Here is an 18172-nt window from a genome sequence, read left to right as displayed (position 1 = left end):
AGACCCCCTTCAAAGACTTTCAATACGAGTTGGTTTCCCCCTGTTTTGCCTGGCAAAACAGGGGGAAACCAACTCGCATTAAAAGTTTTTGGAGGGAGTCTGAGGGAACCTTTTTACAAAAAGGTTCCCTCAGTGTAGCGGCTCAGTCTGCGTCCTGTTGTTCGTTTTTTACGATAATTTCTCTTGCCAGTTCGAGGTAGCTTATCGCGCCTCTGGACTGGATGTCGTAGAGCACGATGGGTTTACCGAAGCTCGGGGACTCGCTGAGTCTCACGTTCCTCGGTATGACCGTCCTGAAGGTCTTGTCGCCGAAGTGGCTTCTCACCTCTTCGGCCACCTGCCGGGAGAGGTTGGTGCGGCCGTCGTACATGGTGAGGAGCACGCCTTCGATCTCGAGCTCCGGGTTGAGGTCCCTCCGTATGAGCTCGATGGTCTCCATCATGAGGCTTATGCCCTCGAGCGCGTAGTATTCGCACTGGATCGGTATGAGCACCGAGTCGCAGGCGGCGAGGCCGTTGACCGTGAGGAGGCTGAGCGAGGGCGGACAGTCGATGATGATGTAGTCGTGCGCGTCCTTTATTTCGGAGACGAGGGCCCTGAGCTTCAGTCCCCGCTCGGGGTCGTCGACCAGCTCCACCTCGGCCCCGCTCAGGTCGATGCTCGATGGCACGACCTTGAGAAAGGGGAGCGCCGTCTCCCGCACGAGGCCTTCAAGGCCCCTGTCTTCGATGAGGGCGTGGTAGATGCCGCCTGCGTCGTCGGCGCCGTCCCTGTCCACGCCCACGCCGCTCGTGGCGTTGCCCTGGGGGTCGAAGTCGACGAGCAGGACCCGTCTTTCCGCCACGGCCAGGGAGGCCGCGAGGTTGACCGACGTGGTGGTCTTGCCGACGCCTCCCTTCTGGTTTGCCACCGCGATTATGCGCCCCATTACGCCCCTTTTTCCGGCCCGTGCCCTTTCCGTCCCTACAGTTACAAGAGTGTATCACATGGCGTTGCCGTTGCAAGAAAATTGAGGGCCGCCGTCGATGTTCCACGTGGAACACCGGAGCGGTGGAACACCGGAAGCGCAGGGGCCGCGGACGCCCGTCAGCGCCCCCTGCCGGAAAGGCTTTGCCGTGGGATCCTCCAGGCCACCAGGGTCGTCCGGCGGGCGGCAAGGGGCGCCGCGACCTCCCTAATGGCCGCTGCGAGCCCGCGGCGCCTTGAAACCTCTTCGATCTCCGCCTCCAGCTCCGCACCGAGAGGCCCTTTCATGGCGACCACCAGCCCGCCCGGCGCGGCAAGGGGCGCCGCGAGGCGGAAGAAGTCGTCGAGGGCCGAGAAGGCCCTCGATATGACGCAGTCGTAGCGGTGGCCGTGGAGGCGCCGGAAGGCGTCGCTCTCCACACGGCAGGCCAGGGCCTCCACGCCGTCGAGGCCGAGCCTCCTTATGACGTGACGGAGGAAAAAGACCTTCTTCTCCCTCGAGTCCACGAGCGTTACGTCGAGTCCCGGACGCGCGATCTTCATGGGCAGCCCCGGAAAGCCGCCGCCCGAGCCCACATCCAGCAGGCGGCCCGCCGGTCCGACGAGCGATAAGGGAGTGAGCGAGTCGAGGAAGTGGCGCTCCACGACCTCTTCGTCGCTCCTTGCGGCCGTGAGGTTTACGCGCCTGTTCCAGCGCCCCAGCTCCTCGAGGTAGAGGGCGAAGCGGCAAAGCGCCCTTTCGTCGAGCGCTACGCCCAGGGAGAGCGCCCCGGCGGCGAGCCTCTCCATGAGCTCCCTCCTCCTCGCGGCCCCTGTCAAAGCGCCCCCGTCTTCCTCAGGTGCACCATTATGAGCGAGAGCGCGGCGGGCGTTACGCCGGGGATGCGGCCCGCCTGCCCTATCGACAGCGGCCGCGCCCGTGCGAGCTTTTCGCGCGCCTCGGCGGAGAGGCCCGCCACCTCCCCGAAGTCGAGCGCAGGGGGGATCCTCGTCTCCTCGGCCCGCCTGAAGCGCTGCGCCTCCTCCATCTGGCGGCTTATGTAGCCCTCGTACTTGACCTCCGTCTCCACCGAGGCGAGCACCGCGGGCGAGGCGGCCACGCTCCCGCCGGCGAGCTCGAAGAGCTTTCTCACCGTCGCCTCGGGCCTGCGAAGAAGCTCCCTGTAGGTATGCACCCTTCGTATGGAGCCCATGCCGAGCTCCGAAAGCCTCGCGTTGGTCCGCTCCGTGGGAGCCGCCTTCGTCCCTTCCAGCCACTCGAGCACACGCCGCCTCTCTTCGAGCCGCCTCCTGTAACCCTCGTAACCCTCGTCGTCGACAAGCCCCGCAGTGCGGGCCTTGTCGCGCAGCCGCCACTCGGCGTTGTCCTCCCTGAGCAGCAGCCTGTACTCGGCCCTGGAGGTGAACATCCTGTAGGGCTCGCTCGTGCCCCTGGTTACGAGGTCGTCGATGAGCACGCCGATGTAGGCCTCGTGGCGGCCGAGCACGAGCGGGGCCCTGCCCAGGACCTTGAGGGCCGCGTTGGCGCCGGCCACGAGCCCCTGGGCCGCGGCCTCCTCGTAGCCCGAGGTGCCGTTTATCTGGCCCGCCAGGTACAGGCCCCTGATTTTTTTCGTCTCCAGCGTCGGATATAGCTCCGTGGGGTCGACGAAGTCGTACTCCACGGCGTAGCCGGGCCTCACGATCCGCGCATCCTCGAGTCCCTCGACGGTCCTCACCATGCGGGCCTGCACCTCCACGGGCAGGCTCGTGGAGAGGCCGTTGGGGTAGACCTCGCAGGTGTCCGGGCCCTCGGGTTCGAGGAATATCTGGTGGCGCTCACGGTCGGGGAAGCGCACCACCTTGTCCTCGATGGAGGGGCAGTAGCGGGGGCCCACGCCCTCGATGACGCCGCTGAAAAGGGGCGAGCGGTCGAGGTTTGCCCGTATCAGCTCGTGGGTCCGCCCGTTGGTGTAGGTGATGTGACAGGGCATCTGCTCGCCCGTCACCACGCTGTTGGAGAAGGAGAAGGGGCTTGTCTGCTCGCCGTACTGGGGCGCGAGCCTGGAGAAGTCTATGGTCCTTGCGTCAAGGCGCGGACAGGTGCCGGTCTTGAGCCTGCCCATGCGAAGTCCCAGGGCCCGGAGCGCCCGCGCAAGGGCCGTGCTCGCCTCGTCGCCGGCCCTGCCGCCCGGGAAGCGCCTCATCCCTATGTGGATGAGGCCGTTTAGGAAGGTGCCGGTCGTGACGACCACGGCCCTTGCGCCTATCGTCTCGCCCGTGGAGAGCCTCACGCCCCGCACCGCCGGCGCCGGGCCGGCCCCGCCGCCCCCTTCGATCACCAGCCCCTCGACCGTGCCCTGGCGTATGGCGAGGCCCTTTCTCGCCTCCAGGGCTGCGCGCATGCGGAGCCTGTAGCGGGTCCTGTCGGCCTGGGCGCGGGTTGCGCGCACGGCCGGACCTTTCGATGCGTTGAGCGTGCGGTACTGGATGGCCGCGTCGTCTATGGCCAGGGCCATCTCGCCGCCCAGGGCGTCTATCTCCTTTACGAGATGGCCCTTGGCAACACCTCCTATGGCGGGGTTGCAGGACATCTGGCCTATGGTGTCGACGTTCATGGTGACGACCGTCGTCTCAAGGCCCAGCCGCCAGGCCGCAAGCGCCGCCTCGCACCCGGCATGGCCCCCGCCGACGACCACTATGTCACACTCCCGCCTCACGCCCTTCGCCTCCGTTCCTTGCTCGCCGCCTCTCCCTGTTCCACGTGGAACAGGGAGAGGTTATTTTATATTACAACCTTTCCGCCTGTCAACGCCCGCCGGACCGGAAGGGGTTGAAAAAGACCGCTTTGTGCGGTATATTTTCAAAGAGGGGGGGCGCAAAGTGGTCGCGGACCCGCGCTCCCCTCGGCTCTCGCTGTATCTCGGCCTTGCTGGACGGCGCCCCATCTCCGGGCCGCCGCCGTGAAGGCGCGCCCGCGGGAGACTTCGAACTTTTTGGGAAACAGGGAATTAAAAGTCTTTGAAGGGGGTCTGGGGGAAACTTTCTTCAGAAAGTTTCCCCCAGGCTGCCCGCGCCGGCTGCCTTGGGGGCTGTACCGGGGGGTTCGGGCCGCAAAGGCGTAAAAATCCCGCCTGGCGCGGGCCGAACCCCCGGTACAGCCGAATATCCGAATACCATGCGATGGGGCAGGGGGAAACGCGGGCCTGTGGCCCTTCTACGGAAAGTTTCCCCCAGGGTAATCCGAGCTTCCTTGCACGTAACGAAGGGGTCTTCGCCCGGCGAAGAAAGCGCAGATGAAACCGAAATGGATCGGCCTCGACGTGGGGACCAGGCGCATAGGCGTGGCCGTGAGCGACGCCCTCGGCTTTTCGGCCCATCCGCTCTGCACGATAGAGCGCAGGGGCACGGGCGCCGACGTGGCCGAGGTGTGCAGACGGGCCGAAGGGGAGCAGGCGGCCGGCATCGTGGTGGGCCTGCCGGTCAACATGAACGGCACGGCGGGGCCCCAGGCCGAGATGGTCATGGCCTTTGTCGACGAGCTCAGGGCCGCAACACCGTTGCCCGTGGAGACCTGGGACGAGCGCCTCTCCACGTCGGCGGTGGAGCGGGTCCTCATCGAGGGCAACGTGAGCCGCCGAAAGCGCAAAGAGGTGGTCGACAAGCTGGCGGCGAGCTATATCCTCCAGGGCTTCATGGACAGCCGGGGCGTTAAGGGGGAGGCGGAGGGAGCCGAGCCCTGACGGCCCCGCCGCTGTACCTGTAACTCCTTGAAAAATTTGAAAAAATGAAGAGAAGGTTGGAGAAGGCCCTCTGGGTCGCCGCTGCCGCCTCGGTGGCGGCGGCGGTGCATTTGTACGCCGTCTTCTTTACGCCGGCCTCGCGGCACGCTGAGCCCAAGACGGTTGTCATCCCCAAGGGCGCGAGCTCGAGGCTCGTGGCCGCGAGCCTGGAAAAGGCCGGCGTGGTCCGAGACGCCGACGACTTCCTCCTCGTGGCCGGTCTCATGGGCGCCCACAAGCGCATAAGGGCCGGAGAGTACGAGCTCACCACCGCCATGACGCCCCTGGAGGTCCTCCAAAGCCTCACCAGGGGGCTCAGCAAGCAGTACACCGTCACCTTTCCCGAAGGCTACAACATAAGGCAGATGGCGGCCCTGCTCGAGGCCAAGGGCCTCGCCGACCGTGAAGAGTTCATGGCGAGGGCCACGGACAGGGAGCTTGCCCGGAGTCTCGGCATCGACGCCGACGGCCTCGAAGGATACCTCTTCCCCGACACCTACAAGTTCACCAGGGCCATGAGCGTCGACGACATGATAGCCGCCATGGTCGCCCGCTTCAGAGAGGTCTACTCGGGCGAGTTCGAAAGGCTGCAGGAGGAAAGGGGCATGACCCTCAAGGAGGTCGTCACGCTGGCCTCCATAATAGAAAAAGAGACGGCCGTGCCCGAGGAGCGGCGCAGGATATCGGCCGTCTTCCACAACAGGCTGCGCCGGGGCATAAGGCTCGAAAGCGATCCCACCGTCATCTACGCCATAGAAGACTTCGACGGCAACCTCACACGCAAGCACCTGAGAACGCCCACGCCCTACAACACCTACGTCAACTACGGACTCCCGGCCGGACCGATAGCAAACCCCGGCCGCGCCTCCATAGAGGCGGCCCTCAACCCCACCGACGAAAAATACCTCTACTTCGTCTCCCGCAACGACGGCACCCACTACTTCTCCAAGAGCCTCGCCGAACACAACCGCGCCGTCTACAAGTACCAGAAACTCCGCAAACGGGGCAGGTAGGGGGGGCAGGTTGCCGCCGGCTCACGACGGCGTGTACTTTATGACCCTTATGCGCTCCATGGTGATGAAGCCCTCCTCGACCATCTCGTCGAGATGGGGCAGGAAGGCTTCGAGCCGCGCCTGCGTATCGGCTATCTCGATGATTATGGGCATGTCCTCGGAGAGGCGCAGGAGCCTGGCCGTGTGGAGGCGGCCGTGGATGCCGTAGCCCATCATGCCGCGAAGCACCGTGCCTCCCGCTATGCCGAGCTCCTTGGCCCGCAGCAGTATCTGCTCGTAGAGCGGGCGCTTCCTGTAGCGGGCCGATTCGCTTATGAATATCCTCAGCAGCATCCCTTCGCCCGATTCCTTCATTGCGCCTCCTTGACGACCGATTGCCGGTGCTTCAGCGCTGGCCCGTCAGGGCCCGCGCAAGGATGTAGCCCGCCGCGACGAGGGCGAGACCGAGGGCGTTGCTCACCGCCACATTGGCGACGGCCAGCCGCAGCTCGCCGTCGCGCACGAGCGTCATCGTCTCGAGAGTGTAGGTGGAGAAGGTGGTGAGGCTTCCGAGAAAGCCTATGAGCGCGAAGGTGCGCATCTGCGTCGAGATGAGGGCGCCCTCGAATAGCGACCAGAGAAAACCTATCGCAAAGGCGCCGGCGGCGTTGACCGCCAGGGTTCCCCAGGGAAAGCCGGCGCCCCAGAGGCGGTATGCCACGCCGCTGAGACCGTAGCGCGCCAGGGCGCCGAGCCCCCCTCCCACGGCGATAAATATGAACTTCAACCCTTGATTACCTCCCTCGTGCCGGAATGCGACCCCGGCAACCACTTTACAAAAAGCCTCCCTCAAGCGCAATAGCTTCGGAGCTTCCCTTCTATATAACAATTATGGTCCTCCAATACAAACCTTAAGGAAACCCCGATTAAATACTTACTGGGGGAAACCTTCTATAGAAGGGCCACAGGCCCATCTTTCCCCTAGGCTCCCTCTATATGTCTTGCGGATGCCCGGCGGTACGGGGGAGGTTCGGCCCGCGCCAGGCGGGATCTTTTTACGCCTTTGCGGCCCGAACCTCCTCCCGTACCGCCCCCAGGGCGGGACGGTCAAAAAACGATTCAAATTTCAAGGGGTTTATGTTATCACTTAACAATCGAACAAGAAAAACTCCCGGAGAAGAGAAGAACCGACTCATGGACTACAAGGATACGCTCAATCTGCCCCGCACCGACTTTCCCATGAAGGCCCGGCTGCCGGAGACCGAGCCGCGCACGCTCGGTGCCTGGGACGAGGCGGGGCTCTACGGCAAGATAAGCGCCGCGGGCAGGGGACGGCCCGCCTACATACTCCACGACGGCCCTCCCTATGCGAACGGCCACATCCACATGGGGCACACGCTCAACAAGATACTCAAGGACATGGTCGTGAAGAGCCGTTTCATGGCGGGCTTTGCGGCCGACTACGTGCCGGGCTGGGACTGTCACGGCCTGCCCATAGAGTTGCAGGTGGAGAAGGCCCTGGGCGCCGACAAGCACAAGGTATCGAAGGTGGAGATAAGGAGGCGCTGCCGCGCCTACGCCGAGCGGTTCGTGGCCGTGCAGCGCGACGAGTTCAAACGCCTCGGGGTCTTCGGCTGGTGGGACCGGCCCTACCTGACCATGGACTACTCGTACCAGGCGGCCATCGTGCGCGAGCTCGGCCGTTTCGTCGAGGCCGGCATAGTATACAAGGGCAAGAAGCCCGTGCACTGGTGCGCCTCCTGCAGGACGGCCCTGGCCGAGGCCGAGGTCGAGTACGCCGAGAAGAGCTCGCCCGCCGTCTTCGTCAAGTTCCCCGTCGTCGACGCCAAGGGGGCGCTGCCGGTGAGCCCCGACAGGGAGACGTCCTTCGTCATCTGGACCACCACGCCCTGGACCCTGCCGGCAAACCTCGCCATCGCGCTCCACGGCGAGCTCGTCTACAACCTGGTGCGCACGCCGGCCGGAGACCTGGTGATAAACCGCGAGCTCGTCTCTTCCTGCATGGAGAAGTTCGGATTCGACGACTACGAGGTGCTGGGCGCCTGGAAGGGCTCGGAGCTCGACCGTCGGATACTGTGCCGCCATCCGTGGATAGAGCGCACCTGTGTAGTGGTCACCGGCGATCACGTGACCAACGAGGCGGGCACGGGCTGCGTCCACATAGCGCCGGGCCACGGCCAGGACGACTACGAGCTCGGCCTTCGTCACGGTCTCGACATCTACGCGCCGGTGGACAACGGCGGGCGCTTCACCGGCGATGTCGAGGGTCTCGGCGGCCGCTTCGTCCTCGACGCCAACAGGGATATAATCGAACTCCTGCGCTCGCGCTCCATGCTCCTCTTCAGCGAAGAGATCCGCCACTCCTACCCCCACTGCTGGCGCTGCAAGAGCCCGATCATATTCCGCGCGACCGAGCAGTGGTTCGCCTCCATGGACGAGCCGCTTCCCGGCGGGCGCACGCTGCGCCGGCTCGCCCTCGAGGCCGTAAGGGAGAAGGTGCGCTGGATACCGGAGTGGGGCAGGGAGCGCATCTACAAGATGATAGAGAACCGGCCCGACTGGTGCCTGTCGCGCCAAAGGGCCTGGGGCGTGCCCATACCGGCGCTGCGCTGCCGCGGCTGCGGCCACGCCTTCCTCGACAAGGGGCTCCTCGAGCGGCTCGCCGTCCTCTTCGAGCGCCACGGCGCCGACCTGTGGTTCGAGGGCGAGCTCGACGAGATTACAGGCGGCGCCGTCACGTGTCCCCGGTGCTCGGGCCGGGAATTCGACAAGGAAGAAGACATCCTCGACGTCTGGTTCGACTCGGGCGTGAGCTTCGCCGCCGTGCTCGAGGGCCGCGACGAGCTCGCATTCCCGGCGGACCTCTACCTGGAGGGAAGCGATCAGCACCGCGGCTGGTTCCACTCGGCCCTTCTCGCCTCGCTCGCCACCCGCGGCGCGCCGCCCTACAGGGCCGTTCTCACCCACGGCTTCGTCGTCGACAGCCAGGGCAGGAAGATGAGCAAGTCGCAGGGCAACGTCATCTCGCCCGGAGAGGTGATAAAGCGTTACGGCGCCGAGGTCCTGCGGCTGTGGGCCGCGAGCGAGGACTACCGCGAGGACATACGCATCTCCGAGGAGATATTGAAGCGCCTGTCCGAGGCCTACAGGCGCATACGAAACACCTTCAGGTTCATACTGGGAAACCTCTACGACTTCGACCCGGCCGCTCACACGGTGGAGTACGGGGAGCTCGAGGAGCTCGACAGGCTCACGCTCCACAGGCTCATGGGCCTTACGGCCCGGGTGCGCGCCGCCTACGAGGGCTTCGAGTTCCACACCATATACCACTCGGTCCACAACTTCTGCGCCGTCGACCTGAGCGCCTTCTACCTCGACGCTCTAAAGGACAGGCTCTACACCGAGCGCGGCGACTCGCGGCGGCGCCGGGCGGCCCAGACGACGATCCACCACGTGCTCGACCACCTGGTGCGTCTCGTGGCGCCCGTTCTGGTCTTCACCTCCGACGAGGCCTGGCGGCACATGAAGGGCCGCGACGTGGAAAGCGTCCATCTCGCCTCCCTGCCCGAGGTGAACGAGCGGTGGGTCGACGAAGGGCTGAGCCGGAAGTGGAAGACCATACTGGAGATAAAGGCCGAGGCCGCCAGGGCCCTGGAGGCGGCCAGGCGCGAAAAGCTCATCGGCCACCCCCTCGACGCTTCGGTGACCATCGAGGCGCCGGAGAGGCTTCGGGGAGTCGTGGCCGCCGAGAGGGCGGCGCTCAAGGAGATCCTCGTCGTCTCCGCCGTGGAGGCCGGGCGGGTCGCCCCGGCCGAGGGGGCGGTGCTCTTCGAGTCGTCCGAGATCGAGGGGCTTCGCGTGAGCGTATCGAGGGCCGGGGGCGCAAAGTGCGAGAGGTGCTGGCACTACAGTCCCACCGTCGGCTCCGACGCCGACCATCCGTCCGTATGCGGGCGCTGCGCCGCGGCGCTGCGCTGAGCCCCGGGCGGGAAGTTATGGACAGGCGCCTCGTCGTCTCCGTCACGGCCTGCGCCGTCGTGGTCGTCGATCAGCTCGTGAAGCTTCTCGTCATCTCACGGCTTGCGCTCCACGACGTCGTCGAGGTCGTTCCCGGCTTCTTCAACCTCGTCCACGTGCGCAACCCCGGCGCCGCCTTCAGCATCTTGAGCGACGGAGGCATGGTCCGCACGGTCTTTCTCGTGGCCGTCACCGCGGCGGCCCTGGTGGTCATAGCCTTTCTTCTGCGAAGCGCCACGGACCGGCTCACCGTGGCGGCCCTCTCCCTCGTCGCCGGCGGCGCCGTGGGCAACCTCATCGACAGGCTCCGTTTCGGCGAGGTCGTCGACTTTCTCGACTTCCACGCGGGCCCCTACCACTGGCCGGCCTTCAACGTGGCGGACTCGGCCATCACCGTGGGCGTTGTCCTCGCCCTCTCGGCCCACTACCTCGGGGGCGCCGAATCGGGTGAAGAGCGGCGGGGATAAGGACCATGGGGCTGCGCCTTTTCATCGCCACCTACGTTGTCGTCATATACCTGACGCTGCCGCTCATGGAGCCGCTTCTGCGCCGAGCCGAGGTCCTGGCGGGCAGGGACGGAGTGGCCCTCGGCGTCGACGCGGCGCTCCTGGTCTGCGCGGTCCTTGCGGCCCTTGCGGTGGCAAGGACCGCGGGGATCCTCAGGGCCGCCGCCTTTGCGGCCGCGGCGGCGGCGGTCCTCGGCGCGGCGTGGTTCGCGCTCGACCTGCCGCAGGAGCGGGTCCACTTCATAGAATACGGCCTTCTGGGGCTGCTTGCGCTCAAGGCCGCGGGCAGGGGGCTTGGGGCCGCAGTGGCTGCCTTCATCTTCGTGACGTTCGTGGGGGCGACGGACGAATTCATCCAACACCTGCTGCCCATGCGTGTGGGCGACCTGCGCGACGTCTTCATAAATGCCGTGGCCGGAGGAATGGGACTGTGGGCGGGACTGCTGCTCTTTCGGCGCTGATCATCCTTCTTGCGCTCCTCTCGCCCGCCGGCGCCATTGCGGGAGAGGCGGTCATAACCTTTCTCGACGTGGGCGAGGGCGAGGCCGTGCTCGTCGAGACGCCGGGCGGAAAAAAGGTCCTCGTCGACACGGGCAACCTCGTCACGGGCCGCTCCGTGGCCCAAGCCCTGCGCCGCCGCTCGATCGACAGCCTCGACGCCGTCTTCATAACCCACCACCACCCGGACCACATGGGCGGCGTCTTCCACCTCGCGCCCTTCATCGAGGAGGCCCTGCGCTTTGACAACGGCGTGGAGCTCAAGGCCCCGGGGTGCGAGGGCGACATGTACCGCTACTTCGCCGACCTCTTCAGGACCGGCCGCTACCGCGTCCCGGCCGACGGCGAGGAGATCTCCTTCGACGAGGTCACCTTCCACGTCATGCGCTACGGGGGAGAGAAGCGGGACTGGAACACCAACTCGCTGGTCATCATGGTGCGTCACGGCGGCGTGCGCATACTGCTCATGGGGGACGGCGGCCTCGAGACCGAGCGGTACCTCATCGAAAAGGGGGTCGATCTGCGGGCGCAGCTTCTCAAGGTGGGCCACCACGGCGCGGCAGACGCAAGCTCGGAGGCCTTTATCAAGGCCGTCTCACCCCGCTACGCCGTCATTTCCATAGACAGCGGCAACAGGCGCGGCTATCCGTCGAAAGAGGTGGTGGAGAGGCTGCGCAGGGCCGGGGCCCGCGTGCTGATCACCGCCGAGCGCGGCGACATAACCCTGCGCAGCGACGGATCCGCTTTGAAAAAAGAAAGTAAGGGAAACTCTGATTAATGACCCTGGGGGAAACTTTCTGTAGAAAGTTTCCCCCAGACCCCCTTCAAAGACTTTCAATACGACCTGGTTTCCCCCTGTTTTGCCAGGCAAAACAGGGGGAAACCAGGTCGCATTAAAAGTTTTTGGAGGGAGTCTGAGGGAACCGGGGGTCTGTGACCCGTGGGTCTATGACCCTTTACAAAAAGGTTCCCTCAGTGCAATAAATCAGAGCTTCCTAAGCAAAGAAAAAACAATCGCCTCGCTAACCTTCGGAAACTTGCCGCATCCCAGCGGCAGAACACCCCCGCCGCAATCCCGACGCCCCTGCCGCGCCCGCCCGGACCAACCTGTTTTTCTTTGCCTGCCTCAGGAAGGGGTTTCGCTGCCGCCGCTCGTCTCGGCCGCTTCTTCGGGCGGCAAAGGCCGGGACTCGGTCTCCTCGCCCTCTATGGCGGCCAGCACCGCACCGGCGGCTATTTCACGAAGGGAGGTGACGACGGCCTTGTTGTCGGAGTCGACGAAGGGCCTGGCCCCCTTGAGGAGCTGACGCGCCCTGTGTGCCGCCATGTGGACGAGCGCAAAGCGGCTGGGCACCTTGTCGAGACAGTCTTCGATGGTTACTCTCGCCATGAGCTTGTGGAACCTCCTTTGTCGTTATCGCCGGGCTCTCCGCCCTGCAGGCCCCGGGACGGCACTGTTGCGACCGCGGCCTCAGGGCCCGGAGGGTCCCCTTCACCGAAGAGAGCGCGGACCCGGTCGGCCATCCTCGACGCCCTCGAACGCTCGGCGACGATGATGGAGCTCAGCTTCGTGAAGGCCTCTTCGAGCCTGTCATTTATGATGATGTAGTCGTAGAGGGCCGCGCACCCGATCTCGTGGCGCGCCTGAAGAAGGCGGCGGCGTATGGTTTCGTCGCTGTCCTTGCCTCGGGCGCGAAGCCTCGCCTCGCAGGTTTCGAGCGAGGGCGGAAGGATGAAGATGTACACGCCCCCCTCGACGGAGCGCCGCACCTTTTCGGCGCCCTGGACGTCGATATCGAGTATGACGTCCTCGCCCGAGTCGAGCAGGGCCGCGAGGTCGCGGGCCGAGGTGCCGTAGCGGTTGCCGTGCACTTCGGCGTACTCGACGAACCGATCGGTGCGCACCATTTCGTCGAAGACCGCGGCATCGACGAAGCGGTAGTCGATGCCGTCGACCTCGCCTTCCCGCGGCGGCCTGGTCGTATAGGATATCGATTCGCGCAGGTCGCCGAAACGCTCCACGGCCATGCGGCACAGCGTCGTCTTGCCCGTGCCCGAGGGCGCCGACACTATGAAGGGTATGCCTCGCTTCTTCAACCTCTTCCCCGGCGGCCCTCTACCGCCACCGCATTGGGGCCGCCCGGCGGCTCAGGCGACAAGCGGAGGGCCGGCGGCCCCATGAGGCGCCGGCCCCCCGTATCGCCTGCGGCCCTGCCGCTCCCTTGATTATAAAGGTAACATTTTAGCGGCCCCTTTGCCAAATGAAAAAACGTCACCCGCAAGATCCCTTGAAGGGGCTCACTCGATATTCTGGACCTGTTCGCGCAGTTTTTCGAGCTCGCTCTTTATCTCCACCACGGCCTGGACGATCCTCACGTCCGGGGACTTGGAGGCAATGGTGTTGGCCTCGCGCAATATCTCCTGGCAGAGGAAGTCGAGGCGTTTTCCCACGGGCTCGTCGCTATCCATGTAGCGCGAGAACTGGTTCAGGTGGCTCCTGTAGCGGGCGATCTCCTCGTCCACGGCCGCCTTCTGGGCAAGGAGCGCCGCCTCCTGTATGAGCCTCGTCTCGTCCACGTTTTCCCCCACAAGCCTTGCGAGCTCGTCGGAGAGGCGTTTTCTGTGGGCCTCGAAACTCTCGGGGGCGAGCCTCTCGATCTCCTTCATGAGGGCGTCGAGCCGTTTGATGCCGGCGCCGATGTGGACGGCCAGGTCGCCGCCCTCGCGCCTGCGCCAGGCGTCGACCTCGTCGAGGGCGCGGCCCAGCCCCTCGGAGAAGACCCGCCAGTCGCGCTCGCTGTCCCCCTCTTCGCCTGCGCCGAGCACCTCCTTTATCCTGAGCAGAAAGGGCACGTCCACGGCCCCGTCGATGCCGAGCTCGTCGCGCAGCCTGTCGGCGGCCTCGAGGTAGGCCCTCACAAGGGGCATGTTGAGCGAGAAGGCGGCGCCTGCGCCCTGGGAGGGCCGCACCTGGATCGTTACGTGACCGCGCGAGAAGCGGCGCTTCACCTCCTCGCGCACCCGGCTTTCGAGCGGGAAAAACCGCTCGGGCAGCCTCGCCTTCAGGTCCAGGTAGCGGTGATTGAGTGTCTTCACCTCCACCACGTAACCCTCGCCGTCGAGGGTGAACCCGGCCCTGCCGTATCCGGTCATACTCTTGAGCATGTTTCCTCCCCGCGGGAAGCTTTCGAGTTTTTCCGCGCCCTCACAGGGCTCCCTTTTTCGAAGGAGTCAGGGCTTGCATGGTATGCCGTTCGTACGTCCCCCCCGCCCGCTGGGGGCGGTCCGCGGAGGTTCGGACCGCGCCAGGCGGGGTTTTTTACGCCTTTGCGGTCCGAACCTCCGCGGACCGCAGGGAAACTCTGATTAATTGCCCTGGGGGAAACTTTCTGTAGAAGGGCCACAGGCCCGAGGGCCACAGGCCCACGTTTCTCCCCCTCGCCCCATCGTATGTTATTCGTATCTTCGGCTGTAGCGGGGAGTCCGGCCCGCGCCAGGCGGGGTTGTTACGCCTTTGCGGCCCGGACTCCCCGGTACAGCCCCCAGTGGCAGCCGGCGCGGGCAGTATAAAGTCTCCCCCGGTTACAGGCCTCGGCCTATCTTTCTTGCGTAGCGTCTTCTCACGCCGTGGAGGAAGCCGAAGGCCCTCTGGTCGATATAGTCGGGGAAGGTCCATTCGAGGGCCCTGAATTCGCCGTCGCGGTAAACGAGGGTCAGGTCGGCGTAGACGCCGCGGCCCAGGTATATCCTGTGCGTAAAATTCTTGCACGAGGCGAGCACGAGGCGTTCGAGGGTGAGGTAGCCGGGGTCGATGTTGACCCTGCGCCTGCCGTCGTCCCGTCTGTACGTCTCTTCCACGCCGTTTGTAAAGAGCTTGAGATCGGCCAGCTCGTCGGGCGGGACGGGTCTCTCGAAGCTTATGAACCTTCGCAGCAGTCCTTCGCCGAACTCCTCCCTGTAGTAGTCCGTATGATCGAAGGAGAAGAGGGGGCTCATCATCTCGATGGGTCCGAAGCGCCCTGCGAGGCCTGCGAAGACCTCGGCGAAGAGGCGGCGTTCGCCTGTGATAACACTCATGACGAGGTTCACCTCTTCGGGCTCGCCGGGACGCACGGCCTGATGCCTCCTCTTCAGCGCCGTCTCCTGCGGAACTCCGCCCCCAGCGCCGCCGCGAGCTCGTCGGGGCTCACCGTGGCGGTGCCGACCTTTCCCACCACCACACCGGCCGCGAAGTTGGCGAGCACGGCCGCCTCCTTCATGGCGGCCCCTGCGGCCAGGGCAAGGGCCATGACGCCTATGACCGTGTCGCCCGCGCCGCTCACGTCGTAGACCTCCTTGGCGACGGTGGGGATGTGGGTTACGTCATCGCCGTCAAAGAGGCTCATGCCGTGCTCGCCGCGCGTTATGAGCACGGCCCGGCAGCCGAGCCGCTCGCGCAGCCGCGTCCCCGCCCGCAGCAGGCTCTCCTCGTCCTCTATCTCGACGGCCGAGGCCCTGGAGGCCTCGTCGTTGTTGGGCGTTACGAGGGTGACGCCCCTGTAGTAGTCGAAGTGCTCCACCTTGGGGTCGACGGCCACGATCTTGCCGGCGTCCCGTGCGAGGGCCGTCACCTCCTCGACGAGCCCGGCGCTTACCAGTCCCTTGGAGTAGTCGGAGATGACGACCACGTCCACCTCTTTCATGGTCTTTTTGACGTAGGCGAGGACCTTCCGGCAGGTGCCCTCGCTTATCTTTTTCTTGTTCTCCCTGTCGAAGCGCACGACCTGCTGGTTGTGTGCTATGACGCGGGTCTTGATGGTCGTGGGGCGTCCTGCGTCGACGAAGATGCCGTCGGTCGGTATGGAGCGCTCGCGCAGGGCCTTTACGAGCCTCTTTCCGTCGTCGTCGCGGCCTATGACGCCCGTTACGAGACAGCGTCCGCCGAGGCTGTGGATGTTGTTGACCACGTTGGCGCATCCGCCGAGCAGGATGCTCTCGGAGGTGACGTCCACGACCGGCACCGGCGCCTCGGGCGAGATGCGGCGCACCGTGCCCCATATGAAGTGGTCCATTATGAGGTCGCCTATGATGAGCACCCGCGCTCCGGCAAAGCCGTCGATGAGGGCGCGTCCCTTCCTGACGCTCAGGTATCTGCGCATGCGACCCTTTCGAGCTCCTTGAGAAATTCGTCGACCGTGCGCTCCATGGTGTAGGCCGAGGCGGTATGTGCGGCGCGCCGTCCGGCCTCGGCCCTTGCGCCTTCGTCGAGAAAGCGCGAGAGGGCCGAGGCCAGGGCGGCCGCGTCGGCCGGGTCGTCGACAATGGCGCCTTCCACGCCGTCGGTCATTATCTCGGCGACACCGTTTGCCCTGGTGGTCACGACCGGGAGCCCCAGCGCCATGGCCTCGAGGCAGGCGTTGCTGAAGGGCTCGTATATGGTCGGGAGGGCGAATACGTCGGCGGCCAGGTAGTAGTCGGGGGTTGCGCGCTGCGGTCCCGCAAAGCGGATCCGCCCCTCCACGCCGAGGCGGCGGGCGAGGCGGCGGTAGCGTCGGGTCCCGCCCTTGCCCACGACCACAAGCCTTACGTGCCGCGCTCCCGGGTTCTCACGGTCCCCGCAAAGGAGCGCAAGGGCTTCGATGAGAAAGCCTAGGCCCTTGCGCTCGAAGCCGGAGCCCACGAAGAGGACGACCACGTCGTCTTCGGCGATGCCGAGCCCGCTGCGCACGGCCCTTCGGGCCTGCGCGCGCCTGTGCGCGCCCGGCTCCGGCGGCGCGATCCCGTTATATATAACACGGATGCGCTCCGGCGGCAAACCATAATGCGCCGCGATCTCCCGCCTTACGCGCTGCGAGTTGGCGACGACGAGCCTGAGGTCGGGGGCCGTGAAGAGCCGTCTCTCGATGTAGAGGAGCACGCGGTGTAGCGGGTTGAGCGCAAGGAGAAGGCGCCTTGCCGGGCCGAGGAACCTCTTTCTCCGTTCGAGCCACTCGCGGTGGCATCCGTCGCCCGCCCTGTAGACATGGTGGCACCAGGTCCTCTCAAGGCCCAGCACCACGTCGCAGCGCGCCGCCGCCGCGGCCCTCGATGCGTTGACGGCGAAGACCAGGGGCCTCATGAAGGAAGGCCCCCACTCCGGGACCCCGTGAAACTCCACGCCCTCGCGCTCCTCCCACCGCGAGGCGAAGAGCGCCACCGAGTGGCCCCGGCCGATGAGCCCGTCGATGAACCTGTCGAGAAAGACCTCGGCACCGCCGTAGGGCGTATACCTCCTGCGCACAAGCCCTATCTTCACGGCCCGGTTTCCACGGCGGACCCCTCGAAGGCTTCTTCGGCGAGCCCGGTGACGGCCTCCATGACCTCTTCGACGGTTATGGTCTCCACGCTCTCCGGGGCGGCGACAACGGCGGCCCTGGTCTTCCACGGCCGCCAGGCGAGCGACTTGGCCCGCGTCATGAGCGCCGCAACCGGTTTGCCGAGGGCCGCGGCCATGTGGAGCGAGCCCGTGTCGAGGGTTACGACGAGGTCGGAGAGCGAGAGCGCCGCGGCGAGCGACTTGAGCGTCGGCGTGGGGAGGGCGAAGACCGGCGGGCCGCAGAGGGCGACCAGCCGCTGCGCCTTCTCGTCGTCGCCCGGGAAGCGGGGGTCGTCGCTTCGGCCCGGCGCCCAGAGAACCATCACGTCGGCAAGCCCCTTTTCGGCGATCTCTTCGATGAGGGTGGCGAACTTCTCTATGGGCCACCTGTTGCGGTCGATGCGCGCGCTTATGGATACGGCGAAAAGCGGCCTCGACCCTCGCCTGCCGCGGGCCGTTAGAAACGATGCGCAGCGGCGGCGCTCTTCCTCGTCGGCAGCGAGGACCATGGGACCGGGCTCGCCTTCGATGCCCAGGGGGGCGAGCAGGCGGAAGGTCTTTTCGACTTCGTGGAGGGGCTCTTGCGGCTCGGCGAGCCTCGTCGTGTAGCAGAGCCTCCCCCCTCCACCCCGGCGGTAGCCTATGCGCACCGGCGCGCCCGTGAGGAGCACGTAGCGGGCAAGGCTCGGCGACCAGGAGCCGCAGCCCAGGGCCACGTCGTAGCGGGCCCGCCTTATGCGCATCATGACGGCGGCGTTGGCCGTGAGCGCTGCGAGCCTGCCGCGGCCGGAGTGCTTCTCCTTGGTGTATACGTAGAGATCGTCGACGTCGGGGTTGCCCTCCACCACCGGGGCCGCGTAGGAGTTTGTGAGAAGGCCGATGCGGGCCCGCGGATAACGGCGCCGCAGGGCCCGCAGCGCCGGCGTGGTGCAGACGAGGTCGCCTATGTTGTCCTTTCTGACGAGCAGGATCTTATTCAACCCTTCCATTGGCCGCCTTCCACAATGCCTGAGCCCTGATTTACTGCGCCTGGGGGAAACTTTCTGAAGAAGGGCCACAGGCCCGCGTTTCCCCCAG

The 18172-nt window shown here is 65.7% G+C and carries 18 protein-coding genes; 6 read left to right on the top strand and 12 right to left on the bottom strand.

All coding sequences use genetic code 11. From position 1 onward, the window contains the following. Positions 1 to 142 precede the first annotated feature (142 nt). The 3 genes from ENJ37_03420 to mnmG form a co-directional block, all read right to left on the bottom strand. Complete coding sequence (locus tag ENJ37_03420; protein HHL39537.1) at positions 143 to 928, bottom strand: ParA family protein; 786 nt, start codon at positions 926 to 928, stop codon at positions 143 to 145. Between the two features lie 158 nt (positions 929 to 1086). Continuing rightward, a complete protein-coding gene (gene rsmG / locus ENJ37_03415; GenBank protein HHL39536.1) occupies positions 1087 to 1755 on the bottom strand; it encodes a 16S rRNA (guanine(527)-N(7))-methyltransferase RsmG in 669 nt (222 codons plus the stop codon). Between the two features lie 26 nt (positions 1756 to 1781). Then, positions 1782 to 3665 (bottom strand): tRNA uridine-5-carboxymethylaminomethyl(34) synthesis enzyme MnmG, encoded by a 1884-nt coding sequence (gene mnmG, locus ENJ37_03410; protein ID HHL39535.1) that lies wholly within the window; start codon positions 3663 to 3665, stop codon positions 1782 to 1784. Between the two features lie 576 nt (positions 3666 to 4241). On the opposite strand from mnmG, the gene ruvX reads away from it, so the two are divergent. Further along, a complete protein-coding gene (gene ruvX, locus ENJ37_03405) occupies positions 4242 to 4688 on the top strand; it encodes a Holliday junction resolvase RuvX (GenBank protein HHL39534.1) in 447 nt (148 codons plus the stop codon). A 44-nt stretch (positions 4689 to 4732) separates the two neighbouring features. Then, positions 4733 to 5740 carry an endolytic transglycosylase MltG gene (mltG, locus tag ENJ37_03400; GenBank protein HHL39533.1) on the top strand — a complete coding sequence of 336 codons (1008 nt, stop codon included), beginning with the start codon at positions 4733 to 4735 and terminating at the stop codon, positions 5738 to 5740. A 21-nt stretch (positions 5741 to 5761) separates the two neighbouring features. Here the strand turns inward: mltG and ENJ37_03395 are convergent, their stop codons facing one another. Both ENJ37_03395 and crcB read right to left on the bottom strand, forming a co-directional pair. After that, positions 5762 to 6094: a DUF190 domain-containing protein gene (locus ENJ37_03395; GenBank protein ID HHL39532.1), complete on the bottom strand. Its 333-nt coding sequence runs from the start codon at positions 6092 to 6094 to the stop codon at positions 5762 to 5764. Between the two features lie 31 nt (positions 6095 to 6125). Further along, a complete protein-coding gene (gene crcB / locus ENJ37_03390; GenBank protein HHL39531.1) occupies positions 6126 to 6506 on the bottom strand; it encodes a fluoride efflux transporter CrcB in 381 nt (126 codons plus the stop codon). Between the two features lie 407 nt (positions 6507 to 6913). Here crcB and ENJ37_03385 point away from each other — a divergent pair, with 407 nt between their 5' ends. Genes ENJ37_03385 through ENJ37_03370 form a run of 4 tightly spaced genes read left to right on the top strand, consistent with a single transcriptional unit; the run spans position 6914 to position 11539 of the window. After that, positions 6914 to 9718, top strand: coding sequence for an isoleucine--tRNA ligase (locus ENJ37_03385; GenBank protein ID HHL39530.1), 2805 nt, complete (start codon positions 6914 to 6916; stop codon positions 9716 to 9718). 17 nt (positions 9719 to 9735) lie between these two features. After that, positions 9736 to 10224, top strand: coding sequence for a signal peptidase II (lspA, locus tag ENJ37_03380; protein ID HHL39529.1), 489 nt, complete (start codon positions 9736 to 9738; stop codon positions 10222 to 10224). Between the two features lie 5 nt (positions 10225 to 10229). Beyond that, positions 10230 to 10724: a hypothetical protein gene (locus ENJ37_03375; protein HHL39528.1), complete on the top strand. Its 495-nt coding sequence runs from the start codon at positions 10230 to 10232 to the stop codon at positions 10722 to 10724. Then, complete coding sequence (locus ENJ37_03370) at positions 10466 to 11539, top strand: MBL fold metallo-hydrolase (GenBank protein HHL39527.1); 1074 nt, start codon at positions 10466 to 10468, stop codon at positions 11537 to 11539. The genes ENJ37_03375 and ENJ37_03370 overlap by 259 nt, the downstream gene beginning before the upstream one ends. A gap of 348 nt (positions 11540 to 11887) precedes the next feature. Here the strand turns inward: ENJ37_03370 and ENJ37_03365 are convergent, their stop codons facing one another. The 7 genes from ENJ37_03365 to ENJ37_03335 all read right to left on the bottom strand — a co-directional run bounded on the left by ENJ37_03365 (position 11888) and on the right by ENJ37_03335 (position 18084). Next, the gene (locus ENJ37_03365) at positions 11888 to 12151 is read right to left on the bottom strand and encodes a DNA-directed RNA polymerase subunit omega (protein HHL39526.1); all 264 of its coding nucleotides are present in this window, start codon (positions 12149 to 12151) and stop codon (positions 11888 to 11890) included. Further along, on the bottom strand, positions 12139 to 12858 hold the full coding sequence (locus tag ENJ37_03360; GenBank protein HHL39525.1) for a guanylate kinase: 720 nt from the start codon (positions 12856 to 12858) through the stop codon (positions 12139 to 12141). The genes ENJ37_03365 and ENJ37_03360 overlap by 13 nt, the downstream gene beginning before the upstream one ends. 201 nt (positions 12859 to 13059) lie before the next feature. Next, entirely contained in the window at positions 13060 to 13926 is an 867-nt protein-coding gene (locus tag ENJ37_03355; GenBank protein HHL39524.1) for a YicC family protein, read from the bottom strand. 417 nt (positions 13927 to 14343) lie between these two features. Continuing rightward, positions 14344 to 14838 carry a DUF4416 family protein gene (locus tag ENJ37_03350; protein ID HHL39523.1) on the bottom strand — a complete coding sequence of 165 codons (495 nt, stop codon included), beginning with the start codon at positions 14836 to 14838 and terminating at the stop codon, positions 14344 to 14346. Positions 14839 to 14891: 53 nt separating this feature from the next. After that, the gene (rfaE1, locus tag ENJ37_03345; GenBank protein ID HHL39522.1) at positions 14892 to 15899 is read right to left on the bottom strand and encodes a D-glycero-beta-D-manno-heptose-7-phosphate kinase; all 1008 of its coding nucleotides are present in this window, start codon (positions 15897 to 15899) and stop codon (positions 14892 to 14894) included. Next, positions 15884 to 17482, bottom strand: coding sequence for a glycosyltransferase family 1 protein (locus ENJ37_03340; protein HHL39521.1), 1599 nt, complete (start codon positions 17480 to 17482; stop codon positions 15884 to 15886). The genes rfaE1 and ENJ37_03340 overlap by 16 nt, the downstream gene beginning before the upstream one ends. Beyond that, entirely contained in the window at positions 17032 to 18084 is a 1053-nt protein-coding gene (locus ENJ37_03335) for a lipopolysaccharide heptosyltransferase family protein (protein HHL39520.1), read from the bottom strand. Before ENJ37_03335 ends, ENJ37_03340 begins: the two co-directional genes overlap by 451 nt. Positions 18085 to 18172 lie beyond the last annotated feature (88 nt).

It is taken from the genome of Deltaproteobacteria bacterium, from assembly GCA_011375175.1.
Taxonomy (GTDB): Bacteria; Desulfobacterota; GWC2-55-46; order GWC2-55-46; family DRME01; genus DRME01.
The sequence above is the reverse complement of the archived record's forward strand: the minus strand, read 5'-3'. Positions and strand labels throughout refer to the sequence as shown.

What these genes read in the sequence shown, in the direction of transcription:
- ENJ37_03350 (HHL39523.1), bottom strand. Translation starts at nt 14,838, where the DNA reads ATGAGTGTTATCACAGGCGAACGCCGCCTCTTCGCCGAGGTCTTCGCA.
- rsmG (HHL39536.1), bottom strand. Translation starts at nt 1,755, where the DNA reads ATGGAGAGGCTCGCCGCCGGGGCGCTCTCCCTGGGCGTAGCGCTCGAC.
- ENJ37_03395 (HHL39532.1), bottom strand. Translation starts at nt 6,094, where the DNA reads ATGAAGGAATCGGGCGAAGGGATGCTGCTGAGGATATTCATAAGCGAA.
- ENJ37_03375 (HHL39528.1), top strand. Translation starts at nt 10,230, where the DNA reads ATGGGGCTGCGCCTTTTCATCGCCACCTACGTTGTCGTCATATACCTG.
- lspA (HHL39529.1), top strand. Translation starts at nt 9,736, where the DNA reads ATGGACAGGCGCCTCGTCGTCTCCGTCACGGCCTGCGCCGTCGTGGTC.
- mltG (HHL39533.1), top strand. Translation starts at nt 4,733, where the DNA reads ATGAAGAGAAGGTTGGAGAAGGCCCTCTGGGTCGCCGCTGCCGCCTCG.
- ENJ37_03385 (HHL39530.1), top strand. Translation starts at nt 6,914, where the DNA reads ATGGACTACAAGGATACGCTCAATCTGCCCCGCACCGACTTTCCCATG.
- rfaE1 (HHL39522.1), bottom strand. Translation starts at nt 15,899, where the DNA reads ATGCGCAGATACCTGAGCGTCAGGAAGGGACGCGCCCTCATCGACGGC.
- ENJ37_03335 (HHL39520.1), bottom strand. Translation starts at nt 18,084, where the DNA reads ATGGAAGGGTTGAATAAGATCCTGCTCGTCAGAAAGGACAACATAGGC.
- ENJ37_03355 (HHL39524.1), bottom strand. Translation starts at nt 13,926, where the DNA reads ATGCTCAAGAGTATGACCGGATACGGCAGGGCCGGGTTCACCCTCGAC.
- ENJ37_03365 (HHL39526.1), bottom strand. Translation starts at nt 12,151, where the DNA reads ATGGCGAGAGTAACCATCGAAGACTGTCTCGACAAGGTGCCCAGCCGC.
- ruvX (HHL39534.1), top strand. Translation starts at nt 4,242, where the DNA reads ATGAAACCGAAATGGATCGGCCTCGACGTGGGGACCAGGCGCATAGGC.
- ENJ37_03420 (HHL39537.1), bottom strand. Translation starts at nt 928, where the DNA reads ATGGGGCGCATAATCGCGGTGGCAAACCAGAAGGGAGGCGTCGGCAAG.